We start from the raw sequence: 16,588 nt of genomic DNA on the forward strand, positions 1-16,588 counted from the left end.
GATGGCCATTTAATATGGAAAATTTAAAAAAATTTTTTCCGGGGATGTCCACAATCGAAATTACTACTGCCTTTGGTTTGATTCTGGGAGGAGCGTGTTTGTGGTTGTGGCGTTGGAAATTAAAAATTAAACATAAAAAATTCCAAGCCACAATTCAATTTTTGATTTTTATTTTGGCGTTTTTTATTGTCCTAATCGCTTTCCTGACACTGCTTCAATCTGTTTTTAACGCCAATCTCGATATTGACCGACTGCTAATGCAGCAGCCAGAATCTCCAGGAAGCACAGCTCCCAACACGGCGCTGGCATTTCTGCTAGTGGGGTTTGCCTTGCTGCTGTTGAACGTTCGTCACCCCAATTTTCTGATGGTGCAGGGGATCGCATTAGGGGCGTGGCTGATTGCCTTTTTGGGACTGCTGAGCTACGTATACGGGAGCATATATTTTTACACAGCCGGAATTTACACGGGTATGGCAATCCACACGCCGATCGCTTTGCTGTTACTGACAAGTGGCATTCTGTGCGCCCGTCCCGATAGAGGAATAATGAAGTTGCTCAGCGGTGATGGTGTGGGTAGCATCATGGCGCGACGGCTGTTGTTTGTGGCGCTTGTGGTGCCGATTTTCGTGAAAGGCTTATGTAATTTAGGCTACCAGCAAAGTTTTTACTCTTTTGAAATGGCAAAAGCCTTAGAGAGCATTTTAGATACGATCGCCTTTGTCAGTGCGATCGGTTGGAATGCCTACAAGCTCAACTGTACCGACCATCACCGCGACCAAGCCGAACAGGCACTGCGAGCTTCTCAGGCTCGATTTGCAGGCATTTTGGAAATTGCCAGCGATGCGATTATTTCCGTTGATGGCGATCGACGCATCACTCTATTTAACCAAGGGGCAGAAAAGATTTTTGGTTACACAGCTGATGAAATATTGGGGCAATCTCTCGATTTGTTGTTGCCAGATCGCTTTGCGATCGCTCACCGTCAGCACGTCAGCAACTTCGGTGAATTTGCTAGCAAAACGCGGCGTATGGCAGCCAGCCGCGAAATTTTCGGTCGTCGCAAAGATGGTACGGAATTTCCCGCCGAAGCTTCTATTTCCACACTGAAAATAAATGGCGAAATAATTTGCACCGCATTTTTGCGCGACATTACTGAGAGCAAACAAGCAGAGGAAATACGGCGCGAAAGTGAGGAACGCTTTCGCAGCGCATTTGACTATGCTGCCATCGGTATGGCGCTAGTAGGGCTCGATGGCAACTGGCTGAAAGTGAATCGTTCCTTGTGCGAAATCACCGGTTATTCCGAACTAGAATTGCTGGCTACGACCTTTCAAGCAATTACCCATCCAGAGGATCTGGAAATTGACCTCAACTATATGCAAAAACTGTTAACTGGTGAAATTCGCTTCTACCAAATGGAGAAGCGGTACTTTCACAAACAAGGTCATATTGTTTGGATTTTGTTGAGCGGCTCGATAGTACGGAATACAGAAGGCGAACCCCTCTACTTTATCGCTCAAATTAAAGACATTACCGATCGCAAAATAGCAGAAGCGGCTCTGCGGCAAAGCGAAGAACGCTATCGGGGTATCCTGGAAGATCAGACCGAATTAATTTCTCGCTTCCAGCCTGATGGTACGCTCTCCTATATCAATGAAGCTTACTGCCGCTTTTTTGGCAAAAAAAGGGAGGAGCTGATTGGCAAAAGCTACGCACCTGTCATTTTTGAAGAAGACCGCGAAAAGATCGATCGACTGCTCAGCACGCTGAACGCGCAAAACCCAGTTGTCACAATTGAGAATCGAGTCATCGTTGCTGGTGAAGTTCGCTGGACGCAGTGGATCAATCGCATCATATTTGACGATCGCGGCAACTTTGTCGAGTTCCAATCTGTAGGACGAGATATTACCGATCGCAAGCAAGCAGAAGATGCTCTGCGTGCAAGCGAACAGCGATTTCATGCGATATTTAATCTCACATTTCAGTTTGTGGGTTTGCTATCACCAGATGGTATCCTTTTGGAAGTAAATCAAAGCGCTTTGGACTTTGGCGGATTGCAACGATCGGATGTGGTGGGGCGTCCGTATTGGGAAGCCCAATGGTGGGCAATTTCAGCAGCAACTCAAAATGAATTGAAAAATGCGATCGCTCGCGCTGCTATGGGTGAGTTTGTCCGTTACGAAGTAAATTTGCAAGGTGCTGGAAATACACTTGCAACGATTGACTTTTCCATTAAGCCTGTCAAAGATGAAAGGGGTAAAGTAATCATGTTAATTGCCGAAGGTCGGGATATTAGCGATCGCAAACAGGCAGAGGAACTAATTAAAGCTTCCCTGATAGAAAAGGAGGTGTTGCTGCGGGAAATTCACCATCGCGTTAAAAATAATATGCAGATTATTTACAGTTTGCTAAGGATGCAAGCGCGACGAACTTCTGACGATCGAATTGCTGCGATCTTGAAGGATAGCCAAGATCGCATCAAATCTATGGCTTTAGTCCATGAAAAGCTGTATCGCTCCCAAGACTTATCGGAAATCGACTTGGAAGAGTACGTTCAAAGCTTGGCAGCTAGCTTGTTTAGTTCCTATGGAGTGAGCGGAAATATCGTTATTGAGAGCAAAATTAATCAATTTTTTCTGGATATTGACACTGCTATCCCTTGTGGGTTAATCCTCAACGAATTGATTTCCAACTCTCTCAAATACGCTTTTCCTGGCAATGCTCAAGGAAAAATTGAAGTCGAATTTTATGTTGAAGAAAATAAAAACAACGTGCTGATATTCAAAGATAATGGGATTGGGTTACCAGCAGATTTTGACATTGAAACAGCAACATCGTTGGGACTAAAATTAGTTAAAAGATTGGTCAGCCAGTTGGACGGTACGATAGATATTGACACTAGCAATGGCACCCAGTTCAGGATTGCTTTTGCGGGAGGGAAAGGATCGTGTCTTTAAATATGCGAAATATTACCAGTATAACAAGTATTCGCATTCTCATCGTAGAAGATGAAGGAATTATTGCCCAGGATATGCAAGATTGCTTGGAAGATTTGGGCTACAATGTCATTGCCATTGCGGACACCGGCGAAAAAGCACTCAAAAAAGTAGCAGAAACACATCCCGATTTGGTGCTGATGGATATCCGGCTTAAAGGGGATATGGATGGAATTCAAGCCGCCGAGCAAATTTGGGAGCTTTTCCAAATTCCAGTTATCTATACGACCGGTCACTCGGATAAAAGTACTTTAGAACGAGCCAAACAAACAGCGCCGTTTGGCTACTTGATCAAGCCCTTTGAAGAGAGAGAATTGTATGTAGCGATCGAAACCGCTCTGCGGCGATATCAACTAGAGAAGCAGTTAAAAGAAAGAGAAGAATGGTTGCAGACTATTTTTAGAAGTATCGGCGATGGAGTGATTGTTGTAGATACTAAATATTGCGTAAAATTCCTCAATCCCAGAGGAGAATCGATGACAGGTTGGAAACAACACGAAGCAATTGATGAAGATTTAACAAAAGTATTTAATATTGTTCACGAAAAGACGCGATCGGCAATTGAAAATCCTGTAAAAGAAGTACTTAAAAGCGGGTCTCTTTTTTATCTGGCACCAGATACCTTACTCATTTCCAAAAACGGCACAGAAATGCCAATTGATGACAGCGCCGCTCCTCTGAAAAATCAAAAAGGAGAAGTTGTAGGCTGCGTTCTGGTGTTTCGGGACATCACGGAACGGAGACAAGCAGAAGAACGCAACCGCGCCTTAGAACGAGCCAAACTGCTGGAAAAACAAATGGCAGAACTTCAGCGGCTCAATGACAGCAAAGACGAATTTCTGAGTACGGTATCCCACGAATTGCGAACTCCTCTATCGAATATCAAAATGGCGATCGAAATGCTGGAAGTTGTACTCGCTCGACAAGGAGATTTATTTGCTAACCCAACAGCAGACCCTTCCCCGGCGGTTCGCTACTTTCAAATTTTACGCGATCAGTGCGAACGACAGCTAAATCTGGTCAACGACTTGCTGGATTTGCAGCGTCTCAACGCAGATGCTTATACTTTAACACCGACAGAAATTAATTTGCAAGAATTGATTCCTCATGTAGCGGATGCTTTTGAAATATGTCTGCAAAGCAACCAACAAACATTGGAAGTAAATATTTCTCCTGACTTACCTTCGTTGATTTCCGACTCTTCCAGTTTGACGCGCATTGTCAGAGAATTAATCAACAATGCCTGCAAATATACACCTCCAGGTGAATATATCGCGGTTAATGCCTGCGCTCTCCCTGCTAGCGAAGATACAGCCAAAAAAGAAATTCTACAATTGTCGGTAACTAATTCGGGAGTGGAAATTCCTGCCCATGAATTGCCTCGCGTTTTTGACAAGTTCTATCGCATTCCCAGTGAAGACCGTTGGAAGCAAAGCGGCACTGGTTTAGGGTTGGCGTTAGTTAAAAAATTGGTTGATTATCTCAACGGTTCGATTCGGGTTGAGAGCAGTAACAGGCAAGTTTCCTTTATTGTGCAACTTCCTTTCAACTATGAAAAGGTATAGCTATTAAAGGTAAGAATGCAGTCAGTAACAAAACCCAAGACCACCAGCTTAACTGACGCGGCGACACCGGTTCTCCTAGCAGGGCATCAATCCTTTGTTGCAAGCGATTTTTACGCACAGCCGAACTGAAAGTAGCGCATAAACTATCCGACTCCATCGCGGGATAGCTTACTACTTGTAACAAAGATTCAGCTAACAGCAGGGGATCTACAAGTTGTGCAGCCCAACTGTCAGCCCGAAGTTCCCGCAATACCAATAATTCCTGCCACAAGCTCTCTGTATTCGGCAACCAGGGAGCGATCGATCCCATCCACCCCAGCCAGAAAAACCCGAACGTATCCCGGTAATAGCAATGCGCTTTCTCGTGGGCCAATACTGCTTCTAGATGAGCGCGATCGAGCTTTTCCAACAATCCTTGGCTGACAACTAATTCTGGCTGCCAAAAACCGATTTGGGCACAATAGGGAATGGGCGTATCGAGAAGGCGGCAAATTTTTCCCTCCACTTTCAGTTGCGGATAGCTGCGAACTTTTCTTACAGTCAGCCATCCTTTAATTGCTGCCTTCAGCCACTTTAAGACAACCCAACCTAAAAAGCCGCTCGCCAGTAAGTAGCTTAACCATCCAGTGCCAATATCCACCATTTCTCCCTCTGGGCCCATACAAACCACAGAAACAGCTGTCGTCAGGAGTAACAAAGGCGGAAATAAAAATAATAACAGCACTCGCGAATAGCGATCGCTCCAATTCCCCATTGGCTCTATGCGACCCAACCTAAAAAACCATGCCAAGATCGCAACAGCCAGCATCATAAATAAGTGCATTACTTCCCCTCCTCTCTGGCAAGGCGTGCTTCAGCAATACGTTGGGCGATGGCATTTAATTGCTCTATGCTAGCAGAATCCAGGCTATCAGCGAAAGCCGCTACTACGTCAGGGTTTCCCACTGCCAGAAATTGCTGCAATCGATCGTGCGCCTTGATGACTTGAGCCTCACCGCGAGTTAGCATCGGTTGCCAAAAAAAGGTACGCCCTCTCTTCTCGTAACTCAGCCAACCTTTATTGGTGAGGCGACGCAGCACTGTCGTCACTGAAGCATAAGCTAATTCTCGGTCTGGGTCTGCCAGAATGCGATCGTGTACGTCTTTGACCGTCGCTTCACCGAGTTCCCAAACAATGTTTAAGATCTCTGTTTCCAACGGGCCAAGGGAAAGTTGTTTGGGACGGTAGTTTGGTAGAGATGCCATAGTATTTTATCTTACCGCTACGTTTACTCTTTATGTGAAGGTATTTTTATCTTTTCTGGTTCGGTCTGTGGAGCGAAGTTTTACAGTTTGTCTTTTGATTTAAGCCAGGTAATTTACTTATCATTACTCATAATATCAGCATTGAATAACTGCACTTCTACCCAGCTTACTAAAGTCGGGATACATAGGAATGAGGCATTTGTCAATAGCTCGCCAATTAGGATGATAAAAACTACTTTTCCCCCTTTAGAGAGCCTAAATTTTTATGGCGATCGGCCTTTTTTAATTGTGAAGAAACATCGCGAACTGCCCATCTGTCTAAATACATCAAGCGAACAAATAATCCAAAATAAAAACCCACTACCTGCTTTGCAAGTGTGGGTTGAGCCGATGGGATTGTACGCCACAGTGTCAATCAGCCCCGTTTAATCAAATTAAACGGCAGTAATTCACAAATACCGAGGTTTATTGACAAAAAATCGGACAGACTTCATCGCTTGTCGATCGCCTTATCAAATCGTAGCTCTCCAGTTTGGTTTGACTACATATTTAGGCTATTTCGTCAAGGATAAATTTAGATGCGATTTAGATGCGATCGGCCTGCGATCCGATAGAACTTAAACTGTAACGAAGGAACTGGCGGTGATAGAAGTAGGCGCTACACCATTAAGAGTTGCCAACATTTCACCAGTCGTAGTATTGGTAATCATGGTATTTTGTGCAGAACTACCAGTTACCAGGTAGAGAGACAAATTGCCAAACGTTATGCCTGTAGGTAATTGTAGGGTGTCTTGACCGACCGTAAAGTCAGAGATCGTCTTCATACCCATTCCGCTTGACAGCAAAAACCTGTCCATACCTGCACCGCCAGTGAGGGTATCATTGCCATCACAACCGTCGAGCAGATCGTCCCCAGCACCGCCAACAAGCATATCATTGCCAAAGCTACCCAGAAGAACATCATCGCCAGCAGTACCGGTTTTCGTTCCACCCTTTTTATAGCTGACTGCCGTGCCTGCGGAAGTGGGTCTTCCCTCCGACTCACCGAAGAGTAAAAAGTGTTCAAAAGCACTGTCAAACGCACCTTGTCCGACGGCATTAGCTACGTCCGGATTGTTGACTCCGTAAGCTTTGTTGCTGAACAGACGACTGGGGTCGCGTCCTTCAAACATCCCAGATTCAATAAAATGTTGCAGGGAACTGCTGAATTTGCCTTGTACAACTGCTGTGGCTACATCTGTGTTTTTAGCTTCGTAGTAGGCATAATCAAAGTTTTCCGCGATCGCATTGTAGATTGGGAAGGGGTTGCGATTTTCTGCCAAACCGAAGCGGAATAAATGTTCTATGCCACTACTCAACAGTCCTGCTTTAACAGCTTGGGCGACATCTGGGTTGAGGAATTTATACAGTGAGTCCAACCCAGCCATTTGTCGGGCAAGTCCCCGACCCTCTATCATCCCCCGCTTGATGAAGTGGTCAAAACCGCTTTTGTATTGACCCTTAGCAATGCCCGCTGCCACATCCGGGTTGTCTGCAACGTACTTGTCAAATATCGCACTGGGGTTGCGTCCTTCGGCATAACCTTTTTGGCTGAAGTGGGCCAAGGTACTGCTCAGAGTACCGCTGTTAACGGCAGCCGCTAAGTCAGCGTTTGATTTGAGGTAATAAACCGGGTTTAGCAGCATTTCAGCGGTTATGCTGTTTGCTGGATTTACCCTTGTAGCTACGGAAGTGTAGGTGTAGTCGAAACGACCGGACGACAGATCGATCGGATCTCTGAGGCGGACAACTTCGTTTCCGTAAACACTATTAAGGATGCCGTTAATGTCCAGGCGCTCCAATGGATTGCCGTTTTTATCTGTCTCAGCCAAGATATAACGGGGCGTATTCTCGCGATTATCCCACGGCCAGAACAAATCATCGAGATTTTGGCCGTAGGGTAGGGGTGTACCCGGAGTGATTGGGTTGTAGGTAGAGTGGAAATCAGGGCCGTTATGTCCGTCTGCCTGCCATTCCGTCCACAGACGATCGATATTGGCATGGAGCATCCAGAAGACCGGATCGTAGGGTGAGGAAGAAAGATTCATCGTTCCTTCCACTATATAGCCCGGATCGGCTGTCAGACCGGTACCGCCGATGAAATCGTGGATGTAGTTGTGGGTGAAGAAACGAAAGCTATCGCCGTTAGTGTAGGGGTAGTCAATTTTAATGCTACCATCTCCAACCACTCTGGCTCTGATGTCTCCTTCCAGGGCGCTGATGAATAAACTCGGATCGTCCAGCGCCATCAAACCTTCCACGTCTTCTTTGGGGATGATATTTTTCCCCCAAGGCTCGTTGTAGAGATACCTTCTCACCTCGTCACCCCGACTGGCGCTATCTTCCAAAGAAGTGTGGATTCTGGGGTCGAGCGAGTAGCCGTTTGCCTTGGTAAACGGCCCATCCTTCAGTGGGCCGCCGACGAGAGTAACAGTTGCCGGTAAATTTGGGAACAAGTTTTGGTCGGGAGTAGGCGTGTAGGTGATGTTTTCACCTGCGCCGTTACCGCCGAGAAAATTGGGAGAGAACAACACATCCAGCGTTCTCGGATCGGTGAAATCCCAATAAGGTACGGTAAGGTTGGGATTTCCCGAAACTTGCTGCAACGCTTTTTCATACCGCGCCAGCAGTTCCCGGTGCCAAGATGCGAAGGCGGGGGCGAAGTGCGCTGCGTTAATGCCCGCTTCAGCCAAGGGCCCTTCGCCCATATCCATGCCTTCCATTCTGGGCATTCTGGCAAAGGCCATGATCTCCACATGGAGCATCACAAAGAAATCCAGAACGCTGATGTCCGTGCCTGCAACTGGTGTGTTGCTCAACCTTACAACGGCGCTAGTGTAAGCGTTTTTCTCGTCTTGAGTGAGGTCTAGAACGCTTTTCCGTTCTTTTTTATCAGGCGTACTCAGTGCCGCGATCAGCTCGTCGTATTGCCGAAATCCCTCTCCATCTGCCTGCGCCACTGGGCTTGAGCTGGATGTCTGAATTTGCATTGTTTCTTCGGACATATTCGACATGGAGCCTCCCATGTCCATCGTCATATCCATCGGATCTGTTTCGTTTAGGTTTTCATCCATGATATTCGGCTTTTCCTTTGTAAATTTACGGCAAAAGTATCACCTTCAACTGTGTGAATTACAACAGTTGTATAGGCTTTTATAGGGCTCGATTAACAGGTTCTGAATTAATTTATTTTTGGTTTTGTTATCCTACCACCACCCAGTTCCGACAAACATAAAAAGAATATGAGTGATTTTTTTGCGTGGTACAGCTATAACATTACCCTTTTCACACAGAAACCTTAACCTTGATTTGAGGTTATTACCTTTACTTTAGTTGGATGTTTGTTTTTTGCTTCCAGGGTAGGCTTGAACAAAAGAAGGCAATAACTATTGCAGTTTATCAAAACCTGAATAAAAATCAAGCCAGTCCTTAGACAAGCTTAATAAAAGCTACTTTTCCTACTTTTCCTACTTTTCCTACTTTTTAGTTCAATAATCTTACCCGCGACACATCGAGCGGGTAAGTGCTACCGCTAATTTAGAATTCCCACTCGTAGGAAATTTCAGATTTTGTGACAAATCTTCAAACTTCACCGACAATTTACCCCTGCAACGCGATCGCCCGCACACAATCACCTGTTCCCAAAAGCAGCGTCTGCCAGCACAAACAAAGGAAACGCCTAATTTTCGACGCTGCAAGTATAAGTTTTCCACTTTTCGCCTATGGATGGGAATTGTTCTTAACAGGCACTTCTTAAACATTCTTCATTAACTTATATTTAAGCCGAGCGAGCGCAGAAATTAACATTATACCCAGTTTACTAGACTGGTAAATACATTAACAAAATTTATTAATTTAGAATATCCCATCAATAATACAAATCATTATATCCTACTTTTACTACAAACTCGCTGCGAATAAACATAAACGACCTGTTGTATGCTGGGTTTATACACAAAAATACCACATAAAAATATATGACTCGGTAATACTAATAAAAATTAAAATCTGCAAAGCAGGCCACACTAAAAAAGTGTGCATACCTGGCAGTAACATTAATATCAATTATCTACCAGATTAGGGGCTTAAAAATGACACCAGAGCAAGATTACCATATGTCTCCAGAAGAATTTCGTCAATGGGGATATAAAACGATCGACTGGATAGTTAAATACTGGGAAAACATCGAGAACCTGCCCGTTCTTTCTCAAGTCGAACCGGGAGATATAAGAGCGAAGTTACCAGAAAATGCACCGCAAACAGGAGAATCGTTCGAGGAAATTTTGCAAGACCTCGATCGCATTATCGTGCCGGGATTAACAAATTGGCAATCGCCCAACTTCTTCGCCTTCTTCCCAGGTGCCATTTCTGGGCCTGCAATTTTAGGAGATCTAATCAGTGGTGGAGTAGCAATCCAAGGAATGTTGTGGATCACTTCACCTGCCTGTACTGAATTAGAAACCCACGTACTAGACTGGCTGGTGGATATGCTAGGGCTACCGGAACAGTTTAAATCCTCCGGTACTGGCGGAGGAGTAATTCACGATACAGCCAGCAGCGCTTGTTTGGCAGCTTTGGTAGCAGCCAGAGAACAAGCCAACGCAGATATTAACAAATTAGTGGCCTACATTTCCACTCAGGCGCACTCATCAATCGAAAAAGGCATCAAAATTGCCGGCTTGCGCCGAGAAAACGTCCGCTTTATCGAAGTCGATCGCAACTATGCCATGAAACCGGATGTGCTGGAACAGTGCATCGCAGCGGATCTCAAAGCTGGGTTAATTCCCTGCTATTTGGCAGCTACCGTAGGGACAACATCGTCGAACGCGATCGATCCTCTGGCGGCATTGGGAGCGATCGCGCAAAAATACAATATCTGGCTTCACGTTGACGCCGCAATGTGCGGTACAGCCGCCTTATGTCCCGAATTCCGGTGGATTCATCAAGGTATGGAGTTTGCCGATAGCTATTGCTTTAACCCCCATAAGTGGATGTTGACTAACTTTGACTGCACCTGCTTCTGGGTAAAGGATAGAACAAAGCTGACTCAGGCACTCTCGATCGTACCCGAATACCTGAAAAATCAAGCTACCGAATCCGGTAAAGTCATCGACTATCGAGATTGGCAAATTCCTCTCGGACGCCGTTTTAGAAGTCTCAAACTTTGGTTTGTGATTCGACATTACGGCGTGGAAGGTTTGCAACACTACGTCCGCAAGCACGTCGCTTTGGCACAAGAATTTGCTGAATGGGTAAAATCTCACCCTAGTTTTGAGCTATTTGTGAATCCCCCCCTCAACTTAGTATGTTTTCGGTATAAAGGCGACGACAAGGCAAATCAGACCATCCTCGATACCATCAATGCTTCCGGAAAAGTCTACTTCACCGGCACCAAGCTCGACGGGAAATTAATTTTACGAATGGCGATCGCACAAGCCAAAACAGATAAAGCTAACGTTGAGCTAGCTTGGCAATTAATTTGCGAAGTAGCCGAGTCGTTAGCAGTCACAGTTTAATTTCCTCAATCTCCAGTAAATTACCTACAGTAAGGAAACTGTCAGAATATGACTGATAACTTTTATTTGTTAGCCCCAGAAAAGCTGTCAGCCAGCTACAAATTAAGCGAGTCGTTCTTATATAAAGTCAGCGATTTTCTCGGCATCATTGCCCAGCCTTCTCCATCAAAAGCCCACATTCAAGAGGCGATCGATTCTTTACTGACAAACTTAAGAACCGAAGACATTCGCCCTAGCGGCAATCCAGATGAGCAAGTTTGCGATGATTACTTCCGCATCAAGCGCGTTCATTCCGAAGATGACGCGCAGTGCCAAATTCTGCTCGCCAGTATTTTGATATCGAAAAAGGCTTTTCAGGAAGCAACTGCTTCTTTAGACCTTCTCCTGTCTGACGGCAACGAATATTGGCTGACTACGCACTGGTCTTTCATTTCTTTAATTCAAGGTTTAATTATCTGCTTTTTGCGCTTTGAATCTCATCTTTTGGCCAACAACTTAAACGCAGCTGCAATTGAACTAGAAACAGCCTCAACCTTGATGCTAAGTTCCGGTGCGGCAATGGAGATGGCTGGAAGGATTGGCGGCGAAGTTTTCCGATCTCAGGTGCGTCCGAAAATGGGTCAAGAACTCAGCGGCATTATGATGCTCGACCACAATTTTTTGATAACTATATGGAAGAGACTTCATCCTTACTTTGGCTCTTTACCAGAGCAGCTAAAACATCAACACGAAGAGTTTATCTCTAGCTACAAGGTGCTGGCAACTTCCCATAAAGCAGTTTGCGATCGCTTTGGCGGAAGCGAACATGGTAGCCTGCTATTACCCAAACTCAAAGCAACCGAAACCCTGGCTAGATTTGAAATCAATCGCCTGCGTTTGTTACAGGCAAAAACCGACATCAAGATAGGTGAAGATTTGTTACCCTTGGACGACAAGCAATATGTCGAACTCGGCTTTAAAACCCTGGTAGACTTACTGATGAGAGCCTTCGGTTTGCAGGATTTTGGCTTATCTTCCACATCCAGCGCAGAACTATCGATCGTCGATCCAGTGCGATCGTCTTTGTAGCGATTTTCGATAAAACACGATTCCGGAAACAAAAGTGAATTATGGGAGGGTGCGATCGAGGCCCTCCCCCTGCGTTTCGATCGCCGCATTAAGTAGCTGGATCGCATCTTTCTTAAGATTTTCAGCCGTTCCTAATGTGGTGAGGGAATCCGGACAAACCAAAACAAAAAATAGCCGATCTCCCAAAGTAGCAACTGCCAACATCGCTTTCTTTTCCATACCCGTTATCGTCGCGGGGCCATAGATTGCTTGCAGCTCCAGATCGCCGAACTTTTGAGCCAAGGTTAAGCGCCCCAAATTAGCCACCAGCAGATCGCAGCCATACTCTTCTAACATTCCTTCCAGCACTTGACTGGGACTGGGATTTTCAGACATCCATACCTCAACTTGAGGTATTCCCCGAAAGATGGTGTCAGATGCCATTCCCCGATTGAGTTGCTGTTTCAAAGACCTCGCAACATCCCACAGCCGCGCATCGGCGGTTAATGTGTGGGAAGTCAATTCTGCGGAAACGTACAGACCGACATCTTCTCCAACTGGAGGTATTAGGTATCGCCGAATGTTAATGGCTGAAAAACATTTGAGAATTTGCGGTTGTGCGGAACTGTTTTGGCGTATGAGTGCTAGCAGGAAAGCCGCACAAATAGCACCATGAACAGTTGTTTGCTCATGGCGACAACGGGAAATAAGTAGAGTCGTTGTTTCTTTTGAAAGCGAACCGGAGTATAAGCAATCACGGAAATCAGAATTTTGAGTGTGGAGTTGTGAGCGTTGAGTTAATTCTGCTTGCTTCCTAATCCGGGTATTGGCTGTCGGCTGTAAAGGAAGACGATTTTCGTCAGTTCTGCGTGGAACCAAGTCTTCCAGTGAAGCAGGTAATGGCAAAGAATTTGTGTTAGTTTCAGGTATGGCGATCGCCTGTAAAATATCTCGAATCAAGTAGGCGGCGGACATCCCATCTGATATCGGGTGATAGCAAGTTAAAATCAATTCCGAAACATCCGTTGAGTGCAGCAATACTACGCGCACTAGAGGAGCTTCCCAAAACACAAAGGGTATGGAGAGTTCTCGTTCGACTTCTCGTTGCCAATGTTGCTCTCCCTGTCGCTGTACAACTCGAACTGGAATACTGGTATCTGCTTCTACAAAACAGGGTTGTCCTGCTTCATCAAGCGCAATACGCACTCGCAGTAATGGATGTTGCTGTTGCACCAGTGCAAGTGCTTGCTTCAATTGCTCAATGCTAAATTTTCCTTCGATTTGTGCTGTCATAGCAAAGTGCATTGGGTGAGCTATGTCGCCTAACCAAAGCATCTGTTCTTCCGCTCCCAGAAGCCGATATACAGAATTACGATCTCCCTGGATAAGTTCCATATTTTTAGCCTCCGCACCGATCGAAAAGCCTTTGAACTGTACAAAAATCTTAGCCCTCTTTTTTGCAGATTTTAGGACTCAGCGATACGCATAGGTATTGAAGCATAGTTCGTAGTTCACAGTTCGTTTAACAAGTCTCGAATTGCCAACTACAAACTATCATCAACATTCAATATCAAAGAGCTGTTACCTGTTAGCCGATCGGAATTAATTCCATCGCGCTAACGGGAGTTCCTGCATTGATAATCCGCACTAATTCAAAACCTCCTTTGCGGAAGAGTTCCCTAAATTCTGACTCGGTGCGTGCGCCACCTTTGCCAATAGATAGCACATCTAAATCTAACCATTTGACCCAGTGATATTCATCTCCTGTGGGTGCGATCGAATCGATTACCAGTAACTTAGCATTGTCAGCCATTCCCTGGCGAATGCTACTCAGAAGCGCGATCGCACTTTCATCGCTGCAATCGATAATACTGTAAGAAATCGTGTACAGATCTGCACCTGTAGGTATAGATTTAAACATATCTCCACCTACTCGCTCGCAGCGATCGGCTACTCCCTGTTCGGCGAGGAAATCTGCGGCTTGATCCACAGCTTGCGGTAAATCGAACAAAACACCTTGCAAGTGCGGATTGGCTTTGAGAATTTCTGAAATCAAAGCTCCTTGACCGCCAGCTAAATCTACTACCTTACTGTACCCAGAGAAATCATAAGCTTTCACTAATGGGATGTGAAAGTTCCGCGTCAGACCGACCATTGCTTGATTGAACAATTCTCCCGCTTCCCCATCGCGATCGAAGTATTCATACAAAGTGTTAATCTGATAAGCGTGGGTTACCGCAGGTTGGCCGTCTTTAATAGAATTGATCAATTCTTTCGTGAATTGCAAATGCCACTGAGCGCAGTGCATCATCAACTGATGGCGTAGAGATTGGGGATTGTCGCTCCGGAGATATTCCGCCATCGGGGTAAGTGCAAAGCGATGGGGTTCAACTTCCGCAAACACACCCACACTAGCCAAAGTGCGAAGCAATCGGTACAGCGAGGAAGCGTGCGTTTGGGAAGCTTGCGCGATTTCATCAACACTCTTAGCTTCATAGCTCATCACATCAGCAATACCCAACTTAGCAGCAGCATTGAGTGCATGGTTAACCCAGTATCTACTATTAAGTTCCAGAAAAGCAATTAGCGGTGATTTAGTGCGCGGATCTAGAATTGTTGTCATTTTTATTACTGTTAAATTGTCAAAAGAACCACAAAACAACTAACCAAAGCAGCCAACCACTTTCTTACTTTTATACGGGAACTAATTCCATCAGCACCGCAGGAGTTTCCCCTTCTTTAGTGATGATGCGAGTCAATTTAAAATCAGCCGCTTCAAAGAGTAGTTTGAATTCTTCTTCGGTACGTACTTTGCCGATTCCTAACGTCATTTCTTCCACATCTAACCATTTGTTCCAAATGTATTGCTCGCCCGGAAGAATCAATGAATCCACAACTATTACTTTACCGTTATCCTTCATCGCTCGGCGGATATTTTGCAACATCTTCACACAGCTTTCATCCGGCGTTTCAATCAGAGTGTAAGAGACGCTGTAGAGGTCACCGCCGCTGGGGAAAACATCCAGAGGGTCTCCCTCAATAGTTTCGCATCGCTCCCCTACACCCTCGCTCTGTGCGTAGCCAGCTGCATCCGCGACAAGCGGCGGCGGGCCAAAAAGAACGCCTTGCATTTGCGGGTTATTGTTCAGTATCCAAGGAATCGATACAGTTTCGGGCCCAGCTTGACCCACAACTTTAGTGAAGCCAGAAAAGTCGTATTCTTTCAGCAATGGTAAGCAAAAGTTTCTCAAAATTCCCACTACTGCCTTACCAAAAAGCTCACCCTCTTCGGGATGCTGCTCCATGTACTCGAAGTAATTATCTACTTGGAAAACTGCTTTGATTGCGGGAGTACCATCTTTGATAGTTTGGTACATCTCACCCTTCACAGGCCAGTTACAATCGCTACAGTGCATGATTGCTTGATAGCGTAAGGAAAAGGGATTATCCTCACGCAGATATTCACCCATAGGAGTGAGCGCAAATCGGCGCGGTTCAACTTCAGTAAAGACACCGACACTGGCGAGAGAGCGCAGCAATCGGTACAGCGAGGGCGCATAAGTTTCGGTAGCTTGTGCAAGTTCGTCAGTAGTTTTGGCTCCATCTTTGAGAAAGTCAGCCACACCCAGTCTGGCAGCAACACTGAGCGCTTGATTGATCCACAGTCCGCTAGCAAGCTCTACAAAAGCTGTCATTGCTGAAGTATCTTGAAGGTTTTGGGTTTCACTCATAGTTATGGATGCTATTGAATATCTGCAATTACAATACCAAATTTTTGCTCAAAAATGTAGGTAGTTTTTGTAGTATTTGTCTGCCAATAAGTTACTATAATAAAGTTAGCTTTCCGGCGGTTATAGCGAAAGTCCAAATTCAAAATTCAAAATTCAAAATTAAGAATTTATTCCCGTTATATGGTTCTCCCGCTCCCCCACTCCCTCCTCCCTCTCCCTTTCCCTTTCCGATTAACTTTTACAAGTTCCCGATTAGGCAGGAATCAGCTCCATTACGCTACAAGGAGTATCCATTGTCAATATGCGCGACAGTGTAAATCCTCCCGCTTGAAATACTTTTGTAAATTCTGACTCTGTGCGCGGCCCTCCATAGCTCAGGGTCATCTCTTCCAAATCGACCCATTTGATCCAACTATATTCATCGCCGGGAGGAACAACAGCATCGAGTA

Annotated in this window: 13 protein-coding genes; 5 read left to right on the forward strand and 8 right to left on the reverse strand. The window is 45.4% G+C overall.

What is annotated here, in order from left to right:
• Both H6S82_RS03010 and H6S82_RS03015 read left to right on the forward strand, forming a co-directional pair.
• Positions 1-2,957 (forward strand): PAS domain S-box protein (locus H6S82_RS03010; protein WP_206756845.1); only part of this gene is annotated, 2,957 nt, incomplete at its 5' end.
• Positions 2,948-4,561, forward strand: a complete 1,614-nt coding sequence (locus H6S82_RS03015; RefSeq protein WP_199315250.1) for a hybrid sensor histidine kinase/response regulator — start codon at positions 2,948-2,950, stop codon at positions 4,559-4,561. The genes H6S82_RS03010 and H6S82_RS03015, both read left to right, overlap by 10 nt.
• Here H6S82_RS03015 and H6S82_RS03020 read toward each other — a convergent pair.
• The gene (locus H6S82_RS03020; protein ID WP_190464406.1) at positions 4,542-5,384 is read right to left on the reverse strand and encodes a M56 family metallopeptidase; all 843 of its coding nucleotides are present in this window, start codon (positions 5,382-5,384) and stop codon (positions 4,542-4,544) included. The genes H6S82_RS03015 and H6S82_RS03020 overlap by 20 nt on opposite strands.
• On the reverse strand, positions 5,384-5,806 hold the full coding sequence (locus H6S82_RS03025) for a BlaI/MecI/CopY family transcriptional regulator (protein ID WP_190464407.1): 423 nt from the start codon (positions 5,804-5,806) through the stop codon (positions 5,384-5,386). Before H6S82_RS03025 ends, H6S82_RS03020 begins: the two co-directional genes overlap by 1 nt.
• Before the next feature lie 468 nt (positions 5,807-6,274).
• On the opposite strand from H6S82_RS03025, the gene H6S82_RS03030 reads away from it, so the two are divergent.
• Positions 6,275-6,427, forward strand: coding sequence for a hypothetical protein (locus H6S82_RS03030; protein ID WP_190464409.1), 153 nt, complete (start codon positions 6,275-6,277; stop codon positions 6,425-6,427).
• Here H6S82_RS03030 and H6S82_RS33860 read toward each other — a convergent pair.
• Together H6S82_RS33860 and H6S82_RS03040 are read right to left on the reverse strand one after the other, a co-directional pair.
• A complete protein-coding gene (locus tag H6S82_RS33860) occupies positions 6,424-8,919 on the reverse strand; it encodes a tyrosinase family protein (RefSeq protein ID WP_277926382.1) in 2,496 nt (831 codons plus the stop codon). The two genes, H6S82_RS03030 and H6S82_RS33860, sit on opposite strands and share 4 nt — an antisense overlap.
• 423 nt (positions 8,920-9,342) lie before the next feature.
• The gene (locus H6S82_RS03040) at positions 9,343-9,558 is read right to left on the reverse strand and encodes a hypothetical protein (RefSeq protein ID WP_190464410.1); all 216 of its coding nucleotides are present in this window, start codon (positions 9,556-9,558) and stop codon (positions 9,343-9,345) included.
• A 378-nt stretch (positions 9,559-9,936) separates the two neighbouring features.
• Between H6S82_RS03040 and H6S82_RS03045 the strand changes: the two genes are divergently transcribed.
• Positions 9,937-11,361 (forward strand): pyridoxal-dependent decarboxylase, encoded by a 1,425-nt coding sequence (locus H6S82_RS03045; RefSeq protein WP_190464411.1) that lies wholly within the window; start codon positions 9,937-9,939, stop codon positions 11,359-11,361.
• Between the two features lie 48 nt (positions 11,362-11,409).
• The gene (locus tag H6S82_RS03050) at positions 11,410-12,429 is read left to right on the forward strand and encodes a hypothetical protein (protein WP_190464412.1); all 1,020 of its coding nucleotides are present in this window, start codon (positions 11,410-11,412) and stop codon (positions 12,427-12,429) included.
• Positions 12,430-12,468: 39 nt separating this feature from the next.
• Here H6S82_RS03050 and H6S82_RS03055 read toward each other — a convergent pair whose 3' ends face one another.
• From H6S82_RS03055 to H6S82_RS32950, 4 genes are all read right to left on the reverse strand, one after another.
• Positions 12,469-13,803, reverse strand: coding sequence for a condensation domain-containing protein (locus H6S82_RS03055; RefSeq protein WP_190464413.1), 1,335 nt, complete (start codon positions 13,801-13,803; stop codon positions 12,469-12,471).
• A gap of 193 nt (positions 13,804-13,996) precedes the next feature.
• Complete coding sequence (locus tag H6S82_RS03060) at positions 13,997-15,031, reverse strand: methyltransferase (protein WP_190464414.1); 1,035 nt, start codon at positions 15,029-15,031, stop codon at positions 13,997-13,999.
• A 70-nt stretch (positions 15,032-15,101) separates the two neighbouring features.
• On the reverse strand, positions 15,102-16,139 hold the full coding sequence (locus tag H6S82_RS03065; RefSeq protein ID WP_190464415.1) for a methyltransferase: 1,038 nt from the start codon (positions 16,137-16,139) through the stop codon (positions 15,102-15,104).
• Between the two features lie 252 nt (positions 16,140-16,391).
• The coding region (locus H6S82_RS32950; RefSeq protein ID WP_206756846.1) for a hypothetical protein at positions 16,392-16,588 on the reverse strand (197 nt) is incomplete at its 5' end.

This window comes from Planktothrix sp. FACHB-1355 (assembly GCF_014748295.1).
GTDB classification, from domain to species: domain Bacteria; phylum Cyanobacteriota; class Cyanobacteriia; order Cyanobacteriales; family Aerosakkonemataceae; genus Aerosakkonema; species Aerosakkonema funiforme_A.

Bases quoted from the DNA above. Each gene is read 5' to 3' on its own strand.
- H6S82_RS03020 (WP_190464406.1), bottom strand. From the start codon at position 5,384: ATGCACTTATTTATGATGCTGGCTGTTGCGATCTTGGCATGGTTTTTT.
- H6S82_RS03025 (WP_190464407.1), bottom strand. From the start codon at position 5,806: ATGGCATCTCTACCAAACTACCGTCCCAAACAACTTTCCCTTGGCCCG.
- H6S82_RS33860 (WP_277926382.1), bottom strand. From the start codon at position 8,919: ATGGATGAAAACCTAAACGAAACAGATCCGATGGATATGACGATGGAC.
- H6S82_RS03045 (WP_190464411.1), top strand. From the start codon at position 9,937: ATGACACCAGAGCAAGATTACCATATGTCTCCAGAAGAATTTCGTCAA.
- H6S82_RS03050 (WP_190464412.1), top strand. From the start codon at position 11,410: ATGACTGATAACTTTTATTTGTTAGCCCCAGAAAAGCTGTCAGCCAGC.
- H6S82_RS03055 (WP_190464413.1), bottom strand. From the start codon at position 13,803: ATGGAACTTATCCAGGGAGATCGTAATTCTGTATATCGGCTTCTGGGA.
- H6S82_RS03060 (WP_190464414.1), bottom strand. From the start codon at position 15,031: ATGACAACAATTCTAGATCCGCGCACTAAATCACCGCTAATTGCTTTT.
- H6S82_RS03065 (WP_190464415.1), bottom strand. From the start codon at position 16,139: ATGAGTGAAACCCAAAACCTTCAAGATACTTCAGCAATGACAGCTTTT.